This window comes from Synechococcus sp. MIT S9503 (genome assembly GCF_047304175.1).
Lineage (GTDB): Bacteria > Cyanobacteriota > Cyanobacteriia > PCC-6307 > Cyanobiaceae > Synechococcus_C.
Genome location: NZ_CP138955.1, coordinates 240,968 through 262,321, shown reverse-complemented (window position 1 = coordinate 262,321; position 21,354 = coordinate 240,968). Strand labels below are relative to the sequence as shown.

The following is a 21,354-nucleotide window of genomic DNA, read 5'->3' as shown; positions in this document are numbered from 1 at the left end:
AGTCAGTTGATCAGGGGATGATCAGATCAACGCACTGCATTGCCATGGAGGGCGGAACAGAAGCAGCGGTCACACGATCGCCGTAGCACCGCTGGCAGTTGCATTGATTGTGCTGGCCTTCAAGGAACCACGCTTCGATTACAAGAACAACCCCAGCAAACGACAGCACCAGAGCGCTCAAGGGAGAGGATTCAGCGCGAATCAGATCAATTCTGATCTCATCAACAAACCCAATTCCCATCTGCGCATCCGCGCTGCTGAGCTTGATTCTCAAATGCAAACTATTCACTCCTGATTGTGATTCTCAAAAGCAGATTTACTGCTCTTGAATATGATTCTCAAAAGCATATTTTCATCGCTTAATGTTCGGTTTCTACCCCTATCTTTCGCCCTTTTGTGATGTAGAACTGATTCATCCCTCAATGAGGTTCGACATGACAACTTCAGCCACTCCCCAAGCCACCATTGCCATCCCTACCGGTCCTGCAGGCCGCGCCATGGCCGAGCCCATGTCGGCAGAAATGCTTGACCTCATCCAGGCTCATCTCAACCTTGAGCGTCAGTCAGCCGCCGCCTATTTCGCTGCCGCCATCTGGTTCGCCGAACGTGAGCTGACCGGCTTTGCCGAGCATCTCCGTGACGAGGCAAAACAGGAGGAGCAGCATGCCGCCAAATTCGCTGACTATCTGATCTCAAGAGGTCAGAGACCTGTTCTCGACACCGTTGAACCTCCCCGTCAGCAATGGTCTGATGTGGAGCAGGTCATCGCCAACGTCTTCCGCATGGAAGCTGATGTCACCGCATCGGTGCTGCAGCTCTACGGCACCGCCGAGCAGGATCTCGACAGGCGCGCCACCGTATTCCTTGATCCCATCGTTGATGATCAGCGTCTCTCTGAGCATGAGGCCGCCTATCTGCTCGGTCGCGTCAAGTTCGCTGCCGGCAACCCTGCTGCTCTGATGATCATCGATGCCGAGCTCAGAGAAGGCGAGGCCGAACCCGCCAAGCTCGAGGGCTGATCAACAACAACACCCAGCCCTCCTGCCACCGATCCCCACCTGCCGGTCCAGTTCAACATCCCTGCAGCCCCGCCTAGAGCGGGGCTTTTGGTTGCACTGAAAGGCAGGAAAAATCAGGCGAAAACAAAGCATCAGGCCATCAAACAGGCGAATAACCGCTTTAAATCAATCGTTGTTGACTCCGCCTTCATCACTTAGTTTGAGTTTGATAAGCAATGAAAAATCAGGAGTGTCTGACAGTTGAAAGCGAGCAGAACTCACTGGTCAATTGACTTGATTGGTGGATGTTTCGGAATTGCGATTGCTCTGGGCCTGGTTCGATTTGATTTCGGCATTATCGGCAATCTGATGGCCGATGCACAGTGGATTGATGTTGAAGACATCGGCACACTCGCAGCCATCAACATGCTTGGCTACCTCACAGGTTGTATTCAACAAGCGACGGTCAAAAGCAGAGCAACCTCGATCAGATACGTGCAGATCGCAATGATCACCATCATCGCCTCGATCGTGCTGGAGGGACGATCAACCAACTTACCGAGCCAATCAGTTCTGAGACTGCTTTGTGGATGGGGTGCTGCTCATGTTGTTTCAGGCCTGCCAACACTCGCACTCGAACGGGTTCCACAGCGATGGCGACGAAAAGCCACTGGACTGATCATGAGCGGTGGAGGCATTGGCTCGCTTCTCGGCGCCGTTGGCATAGGATTTTTTGCTCCCACGTCGGCACCATCAGCATGGAATGTTCTTGCGACACTGACAGTCGTATTAAGCCTGCCGACATTGGCACTGCTGAGGCAAAGAAAACAGTTAACAGCACCTGCATCTGAGACACTTGCAAATTCAACAAACCAGACAATATCTAACTTCAACAAAAGCAAGATTAACAAACTCATCTTGATCATTATTCTGGGATTTGCGCTGATGCAGATTGGTCAGATACCAGTCATTCTCTATGAGCCCTTAATTGCAGTTAACAAGATCGGACTTACACCAATGATGGCAAGCAACATAGACAGTCTATTTGGCATTGGCCTAATTATTGGTGGCTTAATTCCCAGCATTGTGCCTTCGAAATTGACAACCAGCTTGTTTCTTGCCGTGATTGCAGCTGTTGGTCTTGCAGGAATGATTCTCTTCGGAATCTCCAATCATCTTATTACGCTATCAATATCGATCTTCCTGATTGGAGTGTGGGACATGATGACTGGAACATTGACCCTGGATCGCTTAGGTCAACTCTGCAATGAAGACACACAACGCCGTGCATGGTCAACGGCAACCACTATCGGAGCAATGGGATTCATTGCTTTTTCCTCAACCACATCACAGCTTGCACAACACAACGTCAATCTGATTCTGGCCATGGGCATCACCGCCGTTTCCGCTCAACTGATCCTCGAAATTTTCCAGCACAGGCTCTCCGCAAAGCAGCAAAATTCAAGGTGAACAGCTGACATCATCCCTACACCTGATCCATACAAACTTATTCTGCAGATGAGAGCATCACATCAACCAAGAGTGTCAACGTCGTTACTGACGCTTTGGGTCGAGAGATGGCCTCTCCTCAAACTTTGCAGCCTTACCTTCAAATTCCCTCAGGGCTTTGAACATGGCACTGAAGTAGGGAAACACCCAAACAAAGATTCCAAAAATTGAAATCCAAGCAAACCATGTGCCGATCATTGCTAAAAAGCCCATACCGGCATTTCCGTCATAAAAGTGGTTGAGTGCCAGGGGCCAACCGAAAGCCAGTAAAGCAATCTTGACCAATGCACTTTTCTCTGCTTTTTCCATGACAAAAACCTCAGCATTCTTGTGATAGCAGAGGCTAACGGAAAACACTCAATATACAAATAAAAGTGTAGATTTTCTCGACAAATTAAAAATTAAATGAGACAGATTAAGCGACAATCGATCAATCAATAGAAATAGTGACAACCTCCTTGCCAACTGCCACGGCCAACAACCAAGCAAGGAGCATTCAGGGATGATCTTTGGTGTACATCCCGAAAGCACCGATTCCTGCTTAAAACAGAAGCTGTTCAGGTCATTCTCGCAAACAGCTTTTTGTGATAGTTCACAACGTCTTGGCAACCGATCACTGGGGTGAAATCCATTTCAATTCCGTACTGCGCACGCCAGGGAGCAAAGTGTTCGAAAATTTGTGCATCGCTCTCAGCCTTGAAAAGCAGGGTCACTCGGCCAGCTCCAGGCGCGTGAACACGAAACAACATCTCAAAACCTGGGAACTTATCTGCTTTCGTCATCTCACCTGAATCCCATAACTCGCAGAAGCTCTTGTAGGCAGCGAGCTGACTTTCAATGTCAGGAAAAATCCAGGCCACAAGATACATCTGCACGATTGATCAAAGCAAAGTGGGAATCCACTTCCCAGCCAATGAACTCTGATAAGCCTGCAGAAGTCACCACCAGCTGACAGTCTGATCCGGATGCCGGTCATCACGACCTACGGAAATCGCAGAAGCATCGGGGAATTTCCATCATTAATCGTTTCAAGCAATTCACATGGACCAAGCGGAAATCAACAACTGGAAGGCGATTGCTGAAAAGATGGAGGCGAATGACGACACCAGCAGCTGGTTTTACTTGCGCGCGAGAGCCATTGCTGATGGAAAGCCTGACCCGATGCCTAATGTCTCGGAGTTAATGCCGGAGTCGATCTGAACCGAAGCCCTGCGCTGGCCGACGCACTGTCTGAAGACCCCGGGCTGCGCAGACAGGCGCGATGCGGTGTCAACCGCAGCGGCAATGCGGTTTAACTTGCAGGAATGAACAACGATTCTCTTGCAGCGCTTTGCGTTTCACTGGCCGTTTCGTCCCTGTATGGGTTGCATGCATCAGCCCAAACGAACCAACGACTTCTGGAAGAGGGCCTCATCAGCCCGGCTGTCTACGAACTTCTCAATCGTCGTGGTGCTGACACCAGGGAGGAACGCATGCAGGCGGTGCAGGGAGCCTGCTTGTCAGGAAACTTACCTCCCAGCGACTGTGCGAACACCAGAAGGCGGAGAGAGTATTGAACATCAGCATCGACCGCCTGCCTGCAAGAGGTTGGCTTTTTGGATATCAACTGCATACGCCAGGAGCACCTCTCTCAATCGAGTGATATCCAGCCGTTTCCCAACCCTAAGGAAAAATCACCAGTGCATCAACTCCATCTAGCCATCTCACTTGAAAGCAAATGGGCAGAGGAATATGTGTTCAGGCTGGCGTCATCAGGGCGAATCGTTGGATTGACATAGCGTGCCATTTTTCCTTGGGGTCAATGGCTGGAGTCAGGTTTGCCCGCATCCACTTGATCAAGATGAACGCCGCACACTGGAAATAGCGGCCAAAGAGATTCAGAAATGTTGCTGAACCCTCTGCGTAAAAATCCTCACAGTTGATTGATCACTTATCGGCCTAAGGGCTCAGTCAATTGGGTTGATGTTCATTGCAATCATCCCCGCAGCAAGCCTCTGACGCCTTTGCTCGGCTGAGCTTTGCCCGGCAGCGTCCAGAGCAGCACCTGGCATCCGTACGCTTCGGCGTGAACGTGCAGCCACAGCAACAGCACTGTTTCGGCGGATGAGCTGGCTTCAGAGCCCTTCGACGGCGTGCATCAGCAGCACGTCGTTCGAGCCGATCATTCAGCTGCCTCTGGCGACCATCAGCCAATAGCTTCAGAAGCGATTCCGTTTCTTCCGAACTGGCGTTTCTGCCGGAGTGCCAGAGCTGATCGTCAGCGACGAACCATGGCGTCCAGCGCCAGCGACGGGCACCAGGGGGAGCCCACCAGAGTCGGCCTGATGATGCGAGCTTCCACCATCCCTCAGCGTCATGCCACGGCGTTCTGGTTAATACACGGTGGTGCTTTGCGGCAGGTCGCAAAGCGCGCTCATGGCCAGTTATGGCTGGCTCAAGCTGGGGTGGCTTCAAACTATTTCGGCTACGCATAAGCGCACGTTAAACCGTACCTCGATGGTCGGTCCTCCCCCTGTCGAAAGGCGTTCACCAGGCATAGAAAGGAACTGTTCCATCCCGGTATCCACCATGAATACGGATCTCATCAAGTGCCAGTGCAACACCGACTGCCAGTGCAGCGTCGAGGTCACAAAAGCTGTGATGCGCGACGGCAAAGCCTTCTGCTGTGAACCATGTGCCGATGGCCATGGCTGTGGTTGTCGCTGATGATCTGAACCCACACACCAAAGCCCTGCTCTATGGAGTGGGGCTTTTCTCTGCTGAGGTTCCAGGAGGCATTCACCAGGCATCGCTCAAGCAGAACCACGGCACCCAGACAGCAGCTGACAACCCAACAAAAGCAGATGCCGATCCCGTGCAACCGTGGCAGCAAGAGCCAGGACGACTTGAAGCTGGTCGTGCTCACCAACGCTGCAATCAGCCCTACTCAGCAGTGACACAAGATAGGAGTCGCGAGTGACGTCGCAACGCAAAATTGAAGGAGGTGCAGCTGCCTCTTTGATCAGTCATCCCCCTCTGCAGGCAAGGTCTCTTCTGGATCCCCGACTGAAAGCCTGCGGCACCGGCCTGCGTGAGACGGAGGACATGACGCCTCCTGGTGAGGAGTCAGCAGACCTGAGGTTTGGGCCTGGGAAGCTCCGCTACTTCGTAATGCGACTGCCACATAGGCCGCCTTCTATTGCAGCAATGACGCGTCATCTGCAATCAACCCAGTGCCTTAGCTCCGCTGAGGGGCTGCCCTTCTGGATGCTCCTGGCGCCACCTGATACGAAGGGTCCCACCCTGAATGCTGATGCAGCTTGGTTGCTGAAGGTCATGCCGGGTGAAGGACTCAAATTACACATTGGCACCTGGCATGCAGGCCCCTATTTCCCGGCCAAATCAGCTTTGTTTTTCAATCTGGAACTGGCAGATACCTACAAAAATGACCACGAAACGTTGCCACTCAGCAAACCCTTGAAGGTGATTCTGAGCTGAACACGCAGCTGTCCAGACTCACAAAACAAGGCGAGAATGTTACCCACCATTTGTTTGCGAATCGAGTTCGCAAACAAATGATCTCAGTTATGGGAGCACATGGTGAGGACTCACTGATATCAGTGGCCATCATTGCGAGGTTGAGCCATCACAGAGATGAATCAACTGCTGCGTTATGGCACGCAAAATTCAGCTTCCACTCTCAAAAAGCTCCAGTTCAACCACCGCAGCCTGGGCCGCAATGACCTTTGCCTGCATCACAGCTTTGGCGATCTGGGGGCTGGCAAACGCTTATCCCCATCTCTGATCAGACGAGCCGACATCCCAGCCTTGTGATCAGGAGAAGAGTTTTGTATCCGCCTGAACAACCAAGGCAATGACACTTGCCCTATAACAATGATGTAGACACATCTACAAGCACGTTCACCTCTTTTCGAAGAGGCGCAGTTCGATTCAGGCCAAGGAACGGGGACCTGAACTTGCTTCGAGGAACCATCAATGACGGCTCTCATCTACAGAGGTCAGACGTACACCCCACATCACGATGCTGTTCAAAAGCAAAGTGTGGAACTCACTTATCGGCGCGAGCACTACAACGCGCGCCGCAAAAAGGCAGCGCGAGACCTCAACGCTCAGCTGACTTATCGCGGTGTCTCCTACACCAGGTGATCCCCCAGTTGGGGCAAAGCCTCCCTTGGCATGCCTCACATCTGCAAAATCCAACAGCTGATGGAGCGTATAGATCCAGAGGTAACCAGGCCGCCATTCCCATTGGGATGGCGGCTTAATTCACATCTACACAAATCGATTCAACTGTTACCGAGTAATGAAGTAGGCAATAAAGCGTCTGATTGATGCATTCCAAGACCATTTTTCGAACTGTTGGATGTTGCCTCTTAGTACATCTATGGAGAGCAAGCGATAAAACTCTTGACTTTGTAGACATTGTCTTTACGCCAAAGGATCCCGGGGTGGTGAAGACCCTGTGATTAAGGTCACTGTGTAAGGTGAGGCACGTCATCAAGTCAGACACTCAACCTAAGGATGGTGTGTCTAACTGAATGCAAAAGCTATGGCGTTTAGACAATGGTCATCAGGTCAGCTATCGGGGTGGCTGGCTCTGGTTTTATTTGGGGGTATGTGCACCACTGCAGCACTGGCCCAGCGTGCCGATGTTCCGAGAATGGATATGAATGGAGACTTTCAGACGACAAAGGTCAGGGGAAACAGAGGCTTCTACCAACAGAGGTTCTGGTTGGTCGTTGATCGTGATCCCGAGGGTCTTAATTGCAGACCTTTTGATGGAGGTGAACCGTTAGTTAAACTCAACTACGGCGACATCTTGATGACCCAGCTTCAGTCCGAGGAGACAAATTCAATCACATTGCTGAAGGGGCAGCCATGGCTGAATGTGACCTTGACCCGATTGTCTTCACCTCAGCTGGATCTGAGGCACGGCCCTGAGCGAAGAGGTCCGTATCACTGCCAGGTGAGGGCCAGCGCTGATCTGATTGCACCGATCAACCTCTCAGCCATCGACGAACTGCTTCGCATAGACCTTTACGAGCAGACGTATTATTGAAAAGATCAATCGAAATCGAATTGACACTTAAAAGCGACCGATTGTATTAATGGCAGTCAATCCTCATAACTGCTATACAAATTTATGCTATCACCACTTCACAAGTCGTAAAGCCGTTTTTGTACGGCAACCGCCATTTCTCAATCTCGTCAAGATGCCAAATAAAAACCTCTTACTTTTTAATCACCGTAATCCGGAAAGAGATTTATAATGACACATGAGCAGGCAGGAGAGGATGCACTACAGTTTGAACATAGAACACCAGTTAAATGTGCTCAGCTTAGAAATTTTTCACGCTTCGTGTAATAAGCGTCCATTTGGATACCGCTTTCTTCTTATCAAGGAATCTGACCAAGCTTTATCATGAAGAGATGGTTTTTATTCACAGCAGCTTGCTTTTTGTTGGCAGAGCCCCTAACAGCTCTTGCTGAATATTGCGACAACCAACCCACAGCTCGGGCTCTTACTGCTCCGTGGAATGCAGCCGACCAAGAGTTCCTTGGAGGACGCACATCGATTAGCTACTTCTTTGAAATGCAGCGACGCCGCTATCGAGTTATTTACGGAAATGCCAAGGGTGAAATTCTCCCCGGATCGCCTTGGCAAATTATCGAGTCTGATCCTTTCTATGACGACGAAAAAGCTTTAGGTATAGAGTTAATTGAAGCCACTGATCGTTTAATCAGTCTTGATTTTAGGGAGGTGCAAAGTGCCCAAGATGCAGATTTAATCATTGTTGGATACTGCGATAAGAACGACGAAAAAGAGGGGGCTCTTGCTCAAAACGCCGAGGGAATCCAATACATCATGATCTTGAACGGATGTCGAGGAATAGCTACAGGTCAAGAAGATCCGGTGTGGTTATTTCTGCATGAGTTTGGCCATGCTCTTGGCCTTGAACATCCTTTTTCAGATGTAGATGGAGATTGTCTCTATGACAACCAGCCATTTTCAAATGCCTCTGCGCATGCAGGGATCACAGTGATGGCTTACAAACCAAGGCCAGGACGTCCGCCCAGCTTTTTTACTGACTATGACATTGCTGTACTGCAGAGAATCTGGGGTTCTGAATGAGCGAAGGATGGCTTGATCAAGGCGACAACAGAACCATCAGATAGTGCCTCATTATTTTTAATGACATGGCATCCCAGGCTGCGAAGTGAGTGGTCGTAAAAATAGGCCTTACTTGGGAGTAGTCAGTCGATCAGCAGACTGATGCTCAGCCACAACTCAAGCGAAGCCTGCGAGGCCATGCAGAGTTCAGATGGATGGAAGCGTTGCTCTGCAGCATCGTTCTCAGACTGAGTTTGCAGTGATGCATTGGTGTACAACTGAGTCATCAGAACCATTCCCAGCATCTCCGCCTCTGCCATTGCCCTGCTTTCGAAGGAGCTGGTCTATGTGTTGTTTTGGGAAGCATCAGCCCATTACTGCCAACCGAGTCAGACTTGTGTCGCACGACTGCCGAGATCAGCTTTCCGGCTTAAGCACTTGGTGCGTCACAGCAATTAATTGGGCCTTGCTGTCGTAGTTAGCCGTGATCGTCTGAAGCTCACCCTCATCCACCAGCCAGATCACACGAATGAAAAAGGACCGGCCTGGGACAAGCCGTGCAGGACAGCGCAAGATGATTCGATCTGGAAAGAAGTGGTTGGAATGCTTCCTATCCTCCCACTGCCAAACGGAGCGATGCAGGACAACACGGGACAGATCGGGGTGAATCTGACGCTGCTCTCCTTTCCATCGACCAGCGGGATTCCAGGGCTCCTCTTGGATCACGCTGTCGCTCCAGCTTTTCGGCTGATGGCTACCACGTTGCTCGCGGATACTTGCGGTGCGCATTAACTCACCGTCTTTTCCATAAATCACTCCGACGCTATGTCGGATCTCTCCACGCTTTAGAAAGAGTTCGAATGGTGCGAGCTGGTTGGCTTGAAGGATAGGTATCAACCAGGCAGCTGAGCCGTTGTCTAAGGCAAAACCGCGCATGGATTCGCTGGCGGGATGGGCGAACCCGTCAGCCTGACTGTGCTCTTCGATGTTGTAATTCCACTCTTGTCGGGTGAAACGCCCATCTGGATAGCGGTATTGGTTTTCTTGAACAACTTCTGTTTTGATTGCGTTTGAAGTAAACAAACGTGAGCTGACGAAGGTCTCCTTGACTTCGCCGGAGGGGGTATAGCGGGTCCAGCGGCCTCTCCAATCACCAAGATGATGCCGCCAGAACGCATGCCAGTTTTGGTCAGAACGCGTTTCGACAGGGATGACCTGTTGCAGCGCTGGCACCATGACCTGACTCCAGCTTGGCTCGACCAAGGCGACGCTGAAGAAGAACGCACAAGGTCCGAAAACCATTGACCAACGCAACATGCAGTGCTCGCATCACCTCAAATATGCTTCCAATCCTGCCGGTTCAGAAAAGCCAGCAAGATTCTTGACAAGCAGTCAAAGTTGATCGCAACTGCTACGAGGTAGCTGTCTCATCCATGATCATTTTATGTAAAATCCAGTTTCTCCATACATTTCACACAAATCACCCCAAACCAAGGCAAGGTTTAGAGTGATGATCAAAGCTCAAGTCAATACTTCGTGAAAATATTTTTTTATAAATCAAAGCTTTAACTTCTTCCACCACACGCCTCAAGTAACTTCTGATTGACTTATCAATACTGATTCAGCCAATCCATATACCAAAAAGAATCCCAATGATTAGTCCCGAAAGCCAAACAAGGGCCCCCATTTGGTACTCGCCTAGGCCCAACTTCCTCTTAATCCAGAAATAGGCATCACGATCTACGCCAACTAGTACCTTGATGGGATTCTTAGTCATTGACCTGAATGCAATTATTTGGATGGTCGCTCACCCAAGACCTGAATTCCAGAGAGCTTCAGCAGTTCTTTATTTTCATTACCTGTACTGATGCACTGACATGCAGAGATGCCGGTCAATCACGGGGTTTGCAGCTCGCCTATATCAGAAAGACCGGTGTTCTTTGAGGTGACTGCAGGCATGACGGTGATCATCCACCAAGACTTTCAGGCTGAGGAGAAGCCAGGCAAGAATTGAAGGATGGGGCATCTGGAGCATCCAAACAAATCATTATTTGCAATGGATTTATAGGTTGGAGGTCCAATAGATCACCCTTGGGAAGGGATATCTAGCGACCACTTACAATCTGTACTGCAGTCATGAATCGCTCAAGGAAAGTTTGAGTGAACCGACTTGAACCATGCGTTCATCAACACGAGACATTCCTGCTGCTGTCAGGATCTTGACTGCAGTGCCGGCATTTTCAGCGCGAACCTCAAGTCTTTTGATCTCCAGATGCTGCGCGGGCACTACAACAAGGTCAGGACCTTCTGGAAAGTTGATCGATTCAGCACATGACTTGGGAACTAAAAGACTGCGCATTATCTGCCGATAAACGTCATTCATTCCTACGATGATTTGGTTCACTGATTGAATGCCGGCAGTATTTTTTGGGGCAATCGGGCCACTCATTCGCGTGGGAAAAAAAGTGTGGCAAAGCTGAAACGCTGTTTTTCCAACGCTCAAGGCTGGCAATCCAACGCGTGTGTAAATCGGATGCCCGTGAATGACAACCTCATCAAAGGGATCGTGAGCGATTCCACGCGACACAAGCTCGCTTTCAAGATTCTTGAGATTCGTTGGCTCAAAGGTCAACCAGTCGTCGAGTGCAATCTGCTGGCGATCCACTGCACAGAGTTCGAGGTTTAGATTGCCGAGTCGGATACCTGCTGTTGAGAAACCTGGTTGTTCAGAGAGCGGCCAGCCCACCGGTAGCCCGGTATCAAATAGTGCCTTGCTGATCAACCTCAGTTCCTCAATATTGAGAACGGTTGTGATGTGGTCGGCGAAGGCAATCACCGATTGAGTGGACTCCACTGATTGCATAAAAAGAACTAATGCTGTTCTGTTCGATGATTGTGCTTCATAGCGATTCATGTCAATGTCAAGATACCGTTGGTCAGCCAGCACACCTCAAGGCACGCAGGAGCATGTGGGATAGGGATGACCAAGAGGAGGGAGGTTTGGTAGTAAGTAGATCATTGGTGGTTTAAGACCCCCTATCTATTGACAGGAAATCAGGGGAGACAACATCTTTTAAGTGACTATTATTACTGTGATATAAAATCTTCATCCTACAGTGAAATGATTAAAAAACGATCCAAGAAAGCCATTGCCCTGATAGGCGGTCTTTTTCTAGCAGCATCCTCTGCCAAGGCCGAAAGCGCTTACGATCCAAGCTCCTTTTGGTTTGGATTTTTTACTGGAGGAGGTGCGACTGTTTGCGAGCTCGCCAGAGGAGGATTCATTTCCAAACAAATTGCAGTGGAATACATGCAAGGCATGCTTGAAGGAATAGAGAAAGATTCAGATTTAACCGAATTCAAAAAAGATGTCATCAAAGCCTATGATTCGCTGAAACAAGACTGCGGAGATATCTTTATCAAATAGCACTTGACCCGAGCAGCCGTTTAACGCTAGTACAAGCGTACCTAAAGCATGGGGCGGCGAAATGGACGGTTGGCTCGCAGATCCAAAGGGGTATTGGCTTGCACGGTTCCACAGGGATCCGTCAAAGACCTGCATGAAGAACAAAAGGGTGTTCGTTGACCACGGCAGACCCATACCAGACGGCCCTGCACTGCTCAAAACACGCAGGGAGATGAGATATGAAGACGCGGCGTCTCTTTGGTTTCAGCTGAAAAGTCTTGGATGGACCGTGGCAGAGCCCGCGTGGGGATCTGATCTGGAGCCTTGATTGCCACATCTGCAGTTGAGTCTGAGGCTGCAACAACCCAAACCATGCAAAACCTCTTCCAGTTTGCAGGCGTCGACATCGGGGTGATCCTCCTGGTGAGCACTGACCTTGTGACGAACATCTTGCCGAGAGCTCCAGAGAGTCGCTAGAAGTGCTTGAGTTTGGCGCTCTGCACGAACCCATGACCGAGACGACTGTTCTTGACTTCAAGCTGAGCAATACTTTTGAAGAATATCACTCCTATATGAATGCGCCCGAGCAACAAGCAATGTTTGCTCAGATGGGAGTAAAAGTCTTTTATATCGGAGTTTCTAAAGACGACCCATCTAGAGCGGCAGTTATTTTTCAGGGACCCGAAAACGTCCTCTATGACATCTTTGTGAACCCAGAAACCAAGCCAATTGTCGAAGCGTCTGGACATATTTACGAAGGCACTGTCATTACCCGCTGGCTTGCTTGAGGCCAAAAATCCCGCACTCAGAAGACGTGATTGGTGCAAGTTATTTTGCCGGTTAATCGAAGAAAAATCATGACAATATTTGTGCGTTGAGCAAGACTTGAAACAATTAGAGTACGCGACAACATTGTTTCCTATCCAGCGGATTAAATATGCTGATGGAGTGACCTCGCGGCACGCTTAAAAAAAACATTCTTCTTCAATTCGTTGCTCTAATCGCTGCTATTACAACCCAACTCCAACTGAGATCAACATTGCTAGAGCTGGTGATCATGCTGGTTCAACTGCCCGCAGCGCAGGCGGATGAAGCGAAAGCAGCGTCAGTCAAAATCCATCAAACGGGCAATACGTGCTCCGCTGTCATGAAACTGCCCGAGTCGCAGTCTCATGCTTTGACAGTATTCACGAACTACGTCGGCACCGGAAAAGCGATGCCAGATATCAGCAGGGTGCAGATTCTGAGTCGTCAAGGCAATCTCATTCGCATACGACAGATTCATCAAGTGCCTGACACCTTTTGCTTGACGGTCAGCGCACTTCTAGCTGCGGAAAAAAACCAAAACGGCAATCAGATTTCACATGCTTGAAGACGATCGCATTCGCAAACTCAATGGCAGCTGGACATTCGCCTCCGCATCTGATGGCACCTGCATCACACACACTCTCACCCTCGTCCCAGAGCTGCCCGACATGCAGCAACCTGTCTTTGCTGAACTCAGCCGCAACAGCATGCGTGAAACGATGCAGCATCTCAGTGGTCTGATGCTGGCCAACAAATGAACCTGATCAGGGCGCTTGGATCAAAGGAGACACTCCGCTCTACCCCCATCCAGCATCGGATACTGCAGCCGGTATCCGAGGGCCTTGAGCCTGTTGTTACGGATGCGGCGTCCGTTACCAGAGGTCTCTGGCCCGCCGCTCCAGTGCACCGGTTCCAGTTGTTGGCGCTCAAGACTGCGATCCACCAGATTGCGCATCCGAATCGGTTCATCGTTCACCACATTCACAATGCCGCTCCAGGCACCATCCATGGCAGCGATCAAGGCACCGGCGGCATCATGTACATGAACCCAGTTGCTGAATGAGCGTCCGTCTCCAGTGCGCTCCCTGCCTGCTAACCCTTTGAGCCGATCATCAAGCTCACGTCCTGGACCATGCAGGGCGGCGAGTCTGAGGATGCACACCCGCCTTTTGCATCCCCCCATCTCGGTGAGCAGCCGTTCACTTTCCAGCAAGACCGCACCATGCTCAGTTTCAGCAGCAGGAGCGGTCGATTCATCCACCCAGTCGCCGTCGGCGTCGCCATAGACAGAACTACTGCCGGTGTAGATGATCTGGCGGAGGTGAGGCAGATCAGGCAACAGGGATCTCAGGCAGCGAAAACTTTCAAGAAATGTCTGGCGGTAACCATCAGCATTCACTCGTCGGTTCCCTCTAGGGGCAAGACAGAACACAGCTGTGCGCCTGTGCTGCAGTGCAGCCAGCAGCTGTGCAGGTTCAGTGGCATCACAGAGCAGCAGCTGATCGGCCAGGTCGGTCAGCTCTGCATGCCGTTCGGTCACAGTGGTGGTCAAGGTGAGGTTGAGCGCCGGTCGGCGCGTTTGCAACTGACGCGCTACTGCCTCGCCAAGGTATCCGCAACCAACGATTGTCAGCTCCATGATTGGGTTGAGGATGGAGCTGAATTTAGAGAGTCTGGGCGCCTGAGGTGGAGACAGACATAAAGGATCAATGGACGCTGAATCGGCTCAACTTCCAGGGGTGCTGGCAGGGGCGCGGTGCATGGTTCGGTCGTGATGCAGACGACTGGCTTGATCTCGCATCACCGATCAGGGTGATGGATCCAACGACCTACGACATCTCTTTCAGCGATCCCGACACCGGAGTCTGGGATGGCTCAGGATTGTTCTTCGCCCCGGGCGGCCAGGCCAGGTATGACATCAGTCGCAGCAGTTACAACACTGGCGGCGGATGCTGGCAATTCCAGGGGGCTGGGGGGCAATCAAGTCTTACGCCGGATCCTGATCGCCGTCGCTTCGGCCACGAGATCAACCTTTTTCATGGCCGGTCGCGATCCATGCTGGTGCTGATCTGGGAGCCGGTTGGAACGCGTTGGCGGCTGCAATTGGTGGGCACCGTTGGTTTCCGTTGTCGAATGGCTCCAGCGCCCGAACCAGAGCGTCCTACATTCAGGACCGCCGAGGCGATGCTGGCACCGCTTCAAGGTTGCTCCGGTGTGGCTGAAACGTTCCGACCGCAGCCTGGTTGCATCGGTCAAGTAAGTACACCTCAGCCGACAGTTTTTATTCCAGATCAATTCATGCGACATGAAAGGACAGCCGTTACGCAAGCAGGGCTGGTTTTTTCGGTGCCTGAATATCTGCCAGAAGGTTCCTTTCAGCTGGAGATCGGCGGCCTACTCGGTGTCGGCTTGTTTCAGCAGCTCAGCATTTTGTTTGATGCCAACAGCCGACTCTCAGCTTGGGAACGCCGACGATTCCTGACTGGTACTCATAAAAAGTCTTTATTGGTATGAGGTGTTTTATCATTAGACGGAAGCGATTACTCGACGACTCTGGAAGTAAGAGTTTTTAAATGCTAATAACCGTGATCAAGGTCACAGAATCTATTGATTTAAATCAACGGTACAGCCAGTGATTTTGAAAATGGCAGATGATTCTTAGCGGACGCTCCCGATATCATCAACCAAATACACAGAATGCAATTATTGAAGGCAAAATACTAACAGAGAAGTATTTAGAAGCGATAAATGTGCGGTGACGCCAAGTTCTTCAGCATCGAAAAATTATCGACCAGTTTAGATAAGGAGTGAAAAAGCTACTTTGAGAAAAGCTAATTATGAAAAAAGATGCCATGGATCAGTCATAAAGCTTGTTTCGCCTCAAGCATCATCTTCTGTTCCGCCATAGTGGCCATATGCCGAACAAGGACCACCCACTTGTTGATCGCCATGCACCGAAGAACGGTGTCGGGTGGTTGGTGAATGACCAACAAGGGAAGGTCTGCTGCTTCCGCAATGACATGCCCACTGCACACGCCCAATGGGTGGAAGTCGAAACGCGCGCAATGTCTGGTCAAGGTCAGTCCGTCATCAGACGGATGCTTCGCCACAACGCCATCGAAGCCTGGGAATCCATGCTCAAGACCGGCGGGTGGAAACGCTGTCAACCCAGGTGGTGACGCTCAGCAGGCCAGTGCCACAAGAGCAACAATCACGACAGTGGCGGTAATGGGCTCCATGGGTTTCTCCTGTCTGAATTCACCATCAATCAGATGGCTTGAAACCACAATCCCCCTTTCGAGCGAAAGACCCTGTGAGCAACCTCACAGCCCTGCATGAGATGGGTCATCAAGTCAGGCACTGAACCCGGAGATGGCATGTGCATCAGCGGGAAAGAAACCCACCGCAGACCTCACACACCATTTCACAACCATGATCTCCAAACAAATCCTCGCTGCTTCCTCGATCGCTTTAATTGGCACAGCATCCACGCTTGCCATGGCAGCTCCTGCCCACGCCTTGGATGGTTGTGGTCCTCGCGGTCGCTTTTCGCATAGCCAGCAACGCTGTATTCGCAGAAGTGACGTCTTTCGGAACCCTCAAAAGCAATGGGCTGCAGATCAATCTTGCGGCTATCGCTACCGCTACTCAGCTCGACAAGATCGGTGTGTCTTCAGGAGGACTGTTCGTGTCCGTCCAGTAGTTCGTCGACGCCTTGTGGCTCCAGTGCATTTGATTCGGCAGCATCAACCAGCTCTGCGCCTGAATTTCTCATTTTAAAAGCGCATCAAAATCGATTACTTCACCCCGCTCTCGAGAGTGGGGATTTTGATTGCTTGTCTCATTCAACGCAACAGAGGCATGAGAAATGATGCTGCAGTTAGGCGGGTGGAAATGCTGCTCCTCACCTGAGTGATACTTTCTATCTGTCATGGTTCAAAAGTATCGGTACATGTTGGTCGCCGTTGCTAGCAGGGGTTAGGTGCAATCTCGGCTAGTTATGACAAAGAACTGCCAAAGCAGGAAAAAGATTAAATGGAAGAAGCTCTTGTCGACCGCTGCTGGCAGGGTAATCATACTCTTTGCTTTGATATTCTTTGTATTCTATGCTGGAAAATGGATTGGCCTTATTCCGTCACTAATAGCCCTGATTATCTTCGCATGGTTAATAAATAAATATTCTTAGTAAATAAAATAGATATCAATCATTACATGGCCAAGACTGATGGAGATATTAAACGCTATATTGATGATTCCAGCAGCTTACAAGCTGGCATCATCAGATTTTTGTTTAACCTTTTCCCGAATAAGAGCGAATAACTTAAACATCACGAAGCCAACTGCCAAAGAGATGACAATCTGCCCAGCAGGATTGGTGATTGAAAAAGTTGAATTGATAAAGTTACAAATAAAAGCCCAGGCCGTGACTAGAATTGTTGCAGCTAGTGTGTATAGAGCAAATTTCAATTCAAGCGATTTTCCGTTGTTAGCCATAAATAACCTTATTCAATATTAGTCAAGCTAGCTCCGTCGAAGCGATTAAACAGCTCACAAATATCACGAGCAGGGCCAGCAAAATCACTGAACCGGAATCGTATCGCTATAGATCTTTCATATCGGATGGATGGCAATTGGGATAAAAGACCGCTGCGAGGTTGGGAAGTCTCCTCATTAGAGTCATTTTCAGGTGTCACGCCATTGAAGTCTGGAGGACCATAAAGCAGCCAGGTGGCAGCAATGGTCGCCGTCAATTCATTAGAGAGCAGACCGGATCCAGACTGAAGCTGATGCCAACAGCCCTGCGTTGAACTTGTTCGACCCGGGTAATCTTCAGAATCCACCTGCATGCCAAACAAGGACCGCACGCTTGTTGATCGTCATGCACCGAAGAACGGTGTCGGCTGGTTGCTGAACGATCAGGGAGGCAAGGTCAGCAGCTTCACCAACGCCAACCTGACTGCCCAGGCCCAGTGAGTTGTTGTTGAGACCAGACCGTTACACGGTAGTAGTCAACCGATTACCCGAGAGATGTTAAGCCCAACTCACACACCTTATTACCGCCTTACGCAGCAAGCATTTTCAAGCCAGGTAGAAAGCTAGAGTGAATTTAGAATAATTCTCACGCATGAAAGTATTTAACTCACTCTTTTTTACGGGTGCAGTGTCGGCCTCTATTCTGCTTATTCCGACACAAGCAAAAAACTTTGCCTGGCGATGCATTGGACCTAAGTCAATAGGCTACGGTCTGAGAATTATTGAAATGCAAGAGCCCGGTTCAGAGATTGTAAGAATCAGGGACTCAAGCAATAAGATTGTTATTGAATTTTCAGCTAAAGGACCAAAGACGGAGGAGGTTCTCTCTGGAGTTGGAAGAAATGGTGAGGATGGGATCATACATAAGAGAATCTACGCAGATAGCAATGGGACTAGATGGATATACAAAAACTGGGACGCTCATCCATCATTTCAATCGACAGAAAACTCAGAATCAAATATTTCATGTACTCCCTAGCGCCTTTATTTTTGTGCCATCGGGTCAAATCGGATTTTAGATAATCTTATTAAAGCATCCATCTTTTTATGGCTTATCTGATTGAAATTCTAGTTTCCTGAATTGCTTACTAGCCTCAGTGCTAATCAGGCTAAAGGATGTTTCACCAGCAGAGTCGGCATTTAAAGCTCCATGCAGTTGAAAGAGCCTATTACCATACTTGAAGCCACCTCTGGAACTATAGGGCATGAAAACATAATTACGTTTATATGTGGTTATCGTAAGACTCCCAGAATTTGTATACTGCATCGTGCAAGATTGTTTGCGAGGTTGCAAATTTCCCTGAATCCAAATACAGATCCCCATGACGCCTTGAGCATGCGATTGAATAGATGAAATCGATAACAAAATTGGTGCAATAATCAATGTTGCCAAATGCAGCACAGCTGAATGTTTAATCAAAGCCGAAGAGCAAAGACATTGTTTTTATAGCAATAAATTGAAATTCTTGTACATCTTCGCTTTTTATTGCATGAAGCACTTCATTGCTCCCGAAGCCTGGGAAACGATTCAGAAGTCAGGCGGTTGGAAACGGTGTCCGCCTAGGTGGTGGTGTGCCCTTAAGCACCCATGAACAACGCCGCAGCATTGCGTTCGCACTCCCGAGACAGCTACCAGTAAGACCTCACGCTTTTGATCAATGGATTGGATCGTCCGCCCTATCCGAGCCGTGTTCTTTGCTGACGAGCAGGCGTTCAACTGGATTCAGAAAAAACTGGGTCTGTCGAACTATCAAATGGCGGCTCTTGTCTGGGTGAAAGGGGTTGTCATTGGCCTGCTGCTGGGCTGGTGGCTGCTCTGAAGGTGCTACTCAACGCAGCCTTTCGTATGCGCGTCAGCACTGGCGGATGGAAACGCTGTCAGACCAAGTGGTAATGCTCAGCAAGCCAGTGCAACAAGAGCAACGATGACGACGGTGGCGGTGATCGGTTCCATGGCGTTCTCCTGTCTGGATTCACCATCCCCGATCCGATTGCATGACCCTGTGACCAACCTCACAGCCCTGCATGAGGCCGGTCATCGAGTCAGCCGCTGAATCCGGAGATGGTGTGTCCATCGAGAGGGAACAACCCTCCACTGCTTACGAACTCATGGCACTTTTAAAAACTCTCACTCCTTTGCAATCGTTCAATTCCTCAAGCAATATTTCCAGAGTCGCAATTTAGAAAGCAAATCCTTCAAAAAGAAGTACGTCGTGGATTTCTGAATATCTGAAAAAAAAAAGCAGAGGAAGCCAAAAACAAAGCGGAAGAAGACCAGGCTGCTGCAGACCAGGCTGCTTTTGAGGCTCAAAAACAGTCTCACAAAGAAAATGCTGACTTTGTATATGAAGGGAGTGACTCTTTCAATGCTGATGGATCAATCAATCCCTCAACAGGAGAGCCTGCCGATTGGTTTTTAGATATTGACTCTAAGTGGGCTAATTATTGGGAAACCGCTGGTGGAGATGATGTTGTTTATTTTAAAGGAAATGGATGGCTTGTCACCGAAGATGGCGACGATATTGTTTATATGAGCGAAGGTGTAGATATATCAGAATTTTATGGCTACGAAAAAAACGAGAAAATTTGGCAAAAAGTAGATGTTGGGTGGGGGGATGACAAGGTCATCGCAGGGGCGGGCAATCAATATGCCCATGGTTCTAATGGCTCTGACTATTTTGAAATGGGAGATGGCCTGGACATCGTTACTGGCGGCTCTGACGCTGATGAATTTGTCGTTGATCTTAAAAATGAAGGATTTGACTTTATAACAGATTTTGTGAACATTGGCGACAAGATAACTGTGTTGAACGATGGAGAGGCTGCTCAGCAAAATGATTGATATTTGAGCAAGACATATTCTCAAGATATTATATCTGGGACTAATTACGACGAATACGTCGCCACGACTCAGGCATTTTATGAAATTCGAAATGCCGATAGTAAACTTGTTGCCTTTTTTGGTATTGGCACGCACCCGTATTGGGGAAATCACAATATTACTGCATCCATTGATTCTGGTGGTATTGAGATATTAGATGGCAGTTCAGGTAGCTTGAATGCATCAATGGAATTCATTTGAGTCTTGCTAGCAATCTTGTCATGAAAATGTCTACGTGAAAACCTTTAACTTCATGCCTCGCTACCGTAAGCGGGGTTTTGATTGCATGGCTAATTCAACGCCATCGAAGCCTGGGAGACCATGCAGGAGTCAGGTGGCTGGAAACGGTGCCCGCCCAGGTGGTGACCCGTTTTGATCCGGGTGGATCACTTCTGCCCGTACAGCTCCAGCCAATCGACAGCTTCAGCGCCGCCAAAGGTCAACGCTGATCTGGTGACTCACATCCTCCCGGCGATCTGACGGGGGCGTGACCAACCTCACAGCCCTGGTTGAGATGGGTCATCAAGTCAGACGCTGAACCCGGAGATGGTGTGTCCATTGAGAGTTCTCAAGTAATGGACACTTTCTTCAAAGGGTTAGGCGGTGTTTGTTTAGGCACTCTTTCTGGTGCTGGTCTGGGTGCGGTGGCGTTTCTTACAGCCAAAGCGCTCTTGCCGAAACAAGCCGAGGCGGCGCCTGCACACACCGTTGCCAAAACCCCTAAGCATGAGCCGAAGCTCAGTGCCAGGCAGACCATCCTTGAGGCGAACCGCCACCTGATCGCCAATGGCTGGCGCCCCGCGCCAGAAAAAACGCCAACGCCGGAGGAGCGGCGCTTGTCCTCTGTAGCGCTCGAAAGCCTTTCGTCCTGTTCCGGCACGGGAGTTGGCTTCTGCCGCTTTGATTACCGCCGAGATCTGCAGCGGTTATCGGTGGTGACGGTGCCCAGTGAGCCAGGACGCCCATCCGTTGGTCGAGTTGATCGTTGGTGGTGATCAAGGATTCAACGGCTGCAGCAGCCAGCCAGCGGGATCTACCCACATAGGGGAGTCAGGAGGCTGGGATACCACCTGATCGGGTGATGTGAATCTGATTGATTCCGGAGATG

At 49.8% G+C, this 21,354-nt stretch carries 32 protein-coding genes; 24 read left to right on the top strand and 8 right to left on the bottom strand.

What is annotated here, in order from left to right; all coding sequences use genetic code 11:
* Positions 1–10 precede the first annotated feature (10 nt).
* Entirely contained in the window at positions 11–241 is a 231-nt protein-coding gene (locus tag SIB56_RS01410) for a hypothetical protein (RefSeq protein WP_413324827.1), read from the bottom strand.
* Positions 242–434: 193 nt separating this feature from the next.
* On the opposite strand from SIB56_RS01410, the gene SIB56_RS01405 reads away from it, so the two are divergent.
* Together SIB56_RS01405 and SIB56_RS01400 are read left to right on the top strand one after the other, a co-directional pair.
* Entirely contained in the window at positions 435–1,019 is a 585-nt protein-coding gene (locus SIB56_RS01405; protein WP_413324825.1) for a ferritin, read from the top strand.
* 240 nt (positions 1,020–1,259) lie between these two features.
* Positions 1,260–2,468 (top strand): YbfB/YjiJ family MFS transporter, encoded by a 1,209-nt coding sequence (locus tag SIB56_RS01400; protein ID WP_413324824.1) that lies wholly within the window; start codon positions 1,260–1,262, stop codon positions 2,466–2,468.
* 84 nt (positions 2,469–2,552) lie between these two features.
* On the opposite strand, the gene SIB56_RS01395 is transcribed toward SIB56_RS01400, so the two are convergent.
* Both SIB56_RS01395 and SIB56_RS01390 read right to left on the bottom strand, forming a co-directional pair.
* Positions 2,553–2,816: a hypothetical protein gene (locus SIB56_RS01395; RefSeq protein WP_413324822.1), complete on the bottom strand. Its 264-nt coding sequence runs from the start codon at positions 2,814–2,816 to the stop codon at positions 2,553–2,555.
* Positions 2,817–3,064: 248 nt separating this feature from the next.
* Complete coding sequence (locus SIB56_RS01390) at positions 3,065–3,382, bottom strand: DUF3303 domain-containing protein (protein ID WP_413324820.1); 318 nt, start codon at positions 3,380–3,382, stop codon at positions 3,065–3,067.
* Positions 3,383–3,548: 166 nt separating this feature from the next.
* Here SIB56_RS01390 and SIB56_RS01385 point away from each other — a divergent pair, with 166 nt between their 5' ends.
* The 8 genes from SIB56_RS01385 (at position 3,549) to SIB56_RS01350 (ending at position 8,640) form a co-directional block, all read left to right on the top strand.
* Positions 3,549–3,707, top strand: a complete 159-nt coding sequence (locus SIB56_RS01385) for a hypothetical protein (protein ID WP_413324818.1) — start codon at positions 3,549–3,551, stop codon at positions 3,705–3,707.
* Between the two features lie 932 nt (positions 3,708–4,639).
* Complete coding sequence (locus SIB56_RS01380) at positions 4,640–4,981, top strand: hypothetical protein (protein WP_413327464.1); 342 nt, start codon at positions 4,640–4,642, stop codon at positions 4,979–4,981.
* Entirely contained in the window at positions 4,923–5,213 is a 291-nt protein-coding gene (locus SIB56_RS01375; RefSeq protein WP_413324817.1) for a hypothetical protein, read from the top strand. The genes SIB56_RS01380 and SIB56_RS01375 overlap by 59 nt, the downstream gene beginning before the upstream one ends.
* Positions 5,194–5,466, top strand: coding sequence for a hypothetical protein (locus SIB56_RS01370; RefSeq protein WP_413324815.1), 273 nt, complete (start codon positions 5,194–5,196; stop codon positions 5,464–5,466). Before SIB56_RS01375 ends, SIB56_RS01370 begins: the two co-directional genes overlap by 20 nt.
* Positions 5,463–5,984 (top strand): hypothetical protein, encoded by a 522-nt coding sequence (locus tag SIB56_RS01365; RefSeq protein WP_413324813.1) that lies wholly within the window; start codon positions 5,463–5,465, stop codon positions 5,982–5,984. The genes SIB56_RS01370 and SIB56_RS01365 overlap by 4 nt, the downstream gene beginning before the upstream one ends.
* Positions 5,985–6,482: 498 nt before the next feature.
* The gene (locus tag SIB56_RS01360) at positions 6,483–6,653 is read left to right on the top strand and encodes a DUF4278 domain-containing protein (protein WP_413324811.1); all 171 of its coding nucleotides are present in this window, start codon (positions 6,483–6,485) and stop codon (positions 6,651–6,653) included.
* A gap of 469 nt (positions 6,654–7,122) precedes the next feature.
* Positions 7,123–7,566, top strand: a complete 444-nt coding sequence (locus SIB56_RS01355; protein ID WP_413324809.1) for a hypothetical protein — start codon at positions 7,123–7,125, stop codon at positions 7,564–7,566.
* 363 nt (positions 7,567–7,929) lie between these two features.
* Positions 7,930–8,640: a M66 family metalloprotease gene (locus SIB56_RS01350; RefSeq protein WP_413324807.1), complete on the top strand. Its 711-nt coding sequence runs from the start codon at positions 7,930–7,932 to the stop codon at positions 8,638–8,640.
* A 122-nt stretch (positions 8,641–8,762) separates the two neighbouring features.
* Here the strand turns inward: SIB56_RS01350 and SIB56_RS01345 are convergent, their stop codons facing one another.
* The 3 genes from SIB56_RS01345 to SIB56_RS01335 form a co-directional block, all read right to left on the bottom strand.
* Entirely contained in the window at positions 8,763–8,939 is a 177-nt protein-coding gene (locus tag SIB56_RS01345; RefSeq protein WP_413324805.1) for a hypothetical protein, read from the bottom strand.
* A 97-nt stretch (positions 8,940–9,036) separates the two neighbouring features.
* A complete protein-coding gene (locus tag SIB56_RS01340) occupies positions 9,037–9,882 on the bottom strand; it encodes a DUF3598 family protein (RefSeq protein ID WP_413324803.1) in 846 nt (281 codons plus the stop codon).
* 871 nt (positions 9,883–10,753) lie between these two features.
* The gene (locus tag SIB56_RS01335) at positions 10,754–11,533 is read right to left on the bottom strand and encodes a hypothetical protein (RefSeq protein ID WP_413324801.1); all 780 of its coding nucleotides are present in this window, start codon (positions 11,531–11,533) and stop codon (positions 10,754–10,756) included.
* 207 nt (positions 11,534–11,740) lie between these two features.
* On the opposite strand from SIB56_RS01335, the gene SIB56_RS01330 reads away from it, so the two are divergent.
* The 5 genes from SIB56_RS01330 (at position 11,741) to SIB56_RS01310 (ending at position 13,590) form a co-directional block, all read left to right on the top strand.
* Positions 11,741–12,046 (top strand): hypothetical protein, encoded by a 306-nt coding sequence (locus SIB56_RS01330; RefSeq protein WP_413324799.1) that lies wholly within the window; start codon positions 11,741–11,743, stop codon positions 12,044–12,046.
* Positions 12,047–12,107: 61 nt separating this feature from the next.
* Complete coding sequence (locus tag SIB56_RS01325; RefSeq protein ID WP_413324797.1) at positions 12,108–12,353, top strand: DUF1651 domain-containing protein; 246 nt, start codon at positions 12,108–12,110, stop codon at positions 12,351–12,353.
* Positions 12,354–12,534: 181 nt separating this feature from the next.
* A complete protein-coding gene (locus SIB56_RS01320) occupies positions 12,535–12,813 on the top strand; it encodes a DUF3764 family protein (protein ID WP_413324795.1) in 279 nt (92 codons plus the stop codon).
* A 269-nt stretch (positions 12,814–13,082) separates the two neighbouring features.
* A complete protein-coding gene (locus SIB56_RS01315; RefSeq protein WP_413324794.1) occupies positions 13,083–13,397 on the top strand; it encodes a hypothetical protein in 315 nt (104 codons plus the stop codon).
* On the top strand, positions 13,390–13,590 hold the full coding sequence (locus SIB56_RS01310; RefSeq protein ID WP_413324793.1) for a hypothetical protein: 201 nt from the start codon (positions 13,390–13,392) through the stop codon (positions 13,588–13,590). The genes SIB56_RS01315 and SIB56_RS01310 overlap by 8 nt, the downstream gene beginning before the upstream one ends.
* Before the next feature lie 20 nt (positions 13,591–13,610).
* On the opposite strand, the gene SIB56_RS01305 is transcribed toward SIB56_RS01310, so the two are convergent.
* Positions 13,611–14,471, bottom strand: a complete 861-nt coding sequence (locus SIB56_RS01305; protein ID WP_413324791.1) for an NAD-dependent epimerase/dehydratase family protein — start codon at positions 14,469–14,471, stop codon at positions 13,611–13,613.
* Positions 14,472–14,518: 47 nt separating this feature from the next.
* Here SIB56_RS01305 and SIB56_RS01300 point away from each other — a divergent pair, with 47 nt between their 5' ends.
* Together SIB56_RS01300 and SIB56_RS01295 are read left to right on the top strand one after the other, a co-directional pair.
* A complete protein-coding gene (locus tag SIB56_RS01300) occupies positions 14,519–15,346 on the top strand; it encodes a hypothetical protein (protein ID WP_413324789.1) in 828 nt (275 codons plus the stop codon).
* A 401-nt stretch (positions 15,347–15,747) separates the two neighbouring features.
* Positions 15,748–16,011 (top strand): DUF1651 domain-containing protein, encoded by a 264-nt coding sequence (locus SIB56_RS01295; protein ID WP_413324787.1) that lies wholly within the window; start codon positions 15,748–15,750, stop codon positions 16,009–16,011.
* A 1,084-nt stretch (positions 16,012–17,095) separates the two neighbouring features.
* Here SIB56_RS01295 and SIB56_RS01290 read toward each other — a convergent pair.
* Entirely contained in the window at positions 17,096–17,326 is a 231-nt protein-coding gene (locus SIB56_RS01290; RefSeq protein WP_413324785.1) for a hypothetical protein, read from the bottom strand.
* A 351-nt stretch (positions 17,327–17,677) separates the two neighbouring features.
* Between SIB56_RS01290 and SIB56_RS01285 the strand changes: the two genes are divergently transcribed.
* The 7 genes from SIB56_RS01285 to SIB56_RS01255 all read left to right on the top strand — a co-directional run bounded on the left by SIB56_RS01285 (position 17,678) and on the right by SIB56_RS01255 (position 21,241).
* The gene (locus SIB56_RS01285) at positions 17,678–17,806 is read left to right on the top strand and encodes a hypothetical protein (protein WP_413324783.1); all 129 of its coding nucleotides are present in this window, start codon (positions 17,678–17,680) and stop codon (positions 17,804–17,806) included.
* 1,217 nt (positions 17,807–19,023) lie between these two features.
* A complete protein-coding gene (locus tag SIB56_RS01280; protein WP_413324781.1) occupies positions 19,024–19,185 on the top strand; it encodes a hypothetical protein in 162 nt (53 codons plus the stop codon).
* 105 nt (positions 19,186–19,290) lie between these two features.
* Positions 19,291–19,419 carry a hypothetical protein gene (locus SIB56_RS01275; protein ID WP_413324779.1) on the top strand — a complete coding sequence of 43 codons (129 nt, stop codon included), beginning with the start codon at positions 19,291–19,293 and terminating at the stop codon, positions 19,417–19,419.
* A 476-nt stretch (positions 19,420–19,895) separates the two neighbouring features.
* A complete protein-coding gene (locus SIB56_RS01270; protein ID WP_413324777.1) occupies positions 19,896–20,207 on the top strand; it encodes a hypothetical protein in 312 nt (103 codons plus the stop codon).
* A gap of 3 nt (positions 20,208–20,210) precedes the next feature.
* On the top strand, positions 20,211–20,447 hold the full coding sequence (locus SIB56_RS01265) for a hypothetical protein (protein WP_413324775.1): 237 nt from the start codon (positions 20,211–20,213) through the stop codon (positions 20,445–20,447).
* 77 nt (positions 20,448–20,524) lie between these two features.
* Positions 20,525–20,695 carry a hypothetical protein gene (locus SIB56_RS01260; RefSeq protein ID WP_413324773.1) on the top strand — a complete coding sequence of 57 codons (171 nt, stop codon included), beginning with the start codon at positions 20,525–20,527 and terminating at the stop codon, positions 20,693–20,695.
* Between the two features lie 126 nt (positions 20,696–20,821).
* Positions 20,822–21,241 (top strand): hypothetical protein, encoded by a 420-nt coding sequence (locus SIB56_RS01255; protein WP_413324771.1) that lies wholly within the window; start codon positions 20,822–20,824, stop codon positions 21,239–21,241.
* The last annotated feature ends 113 nt before the right edge of the window (positions 21,242–21,354 follow it).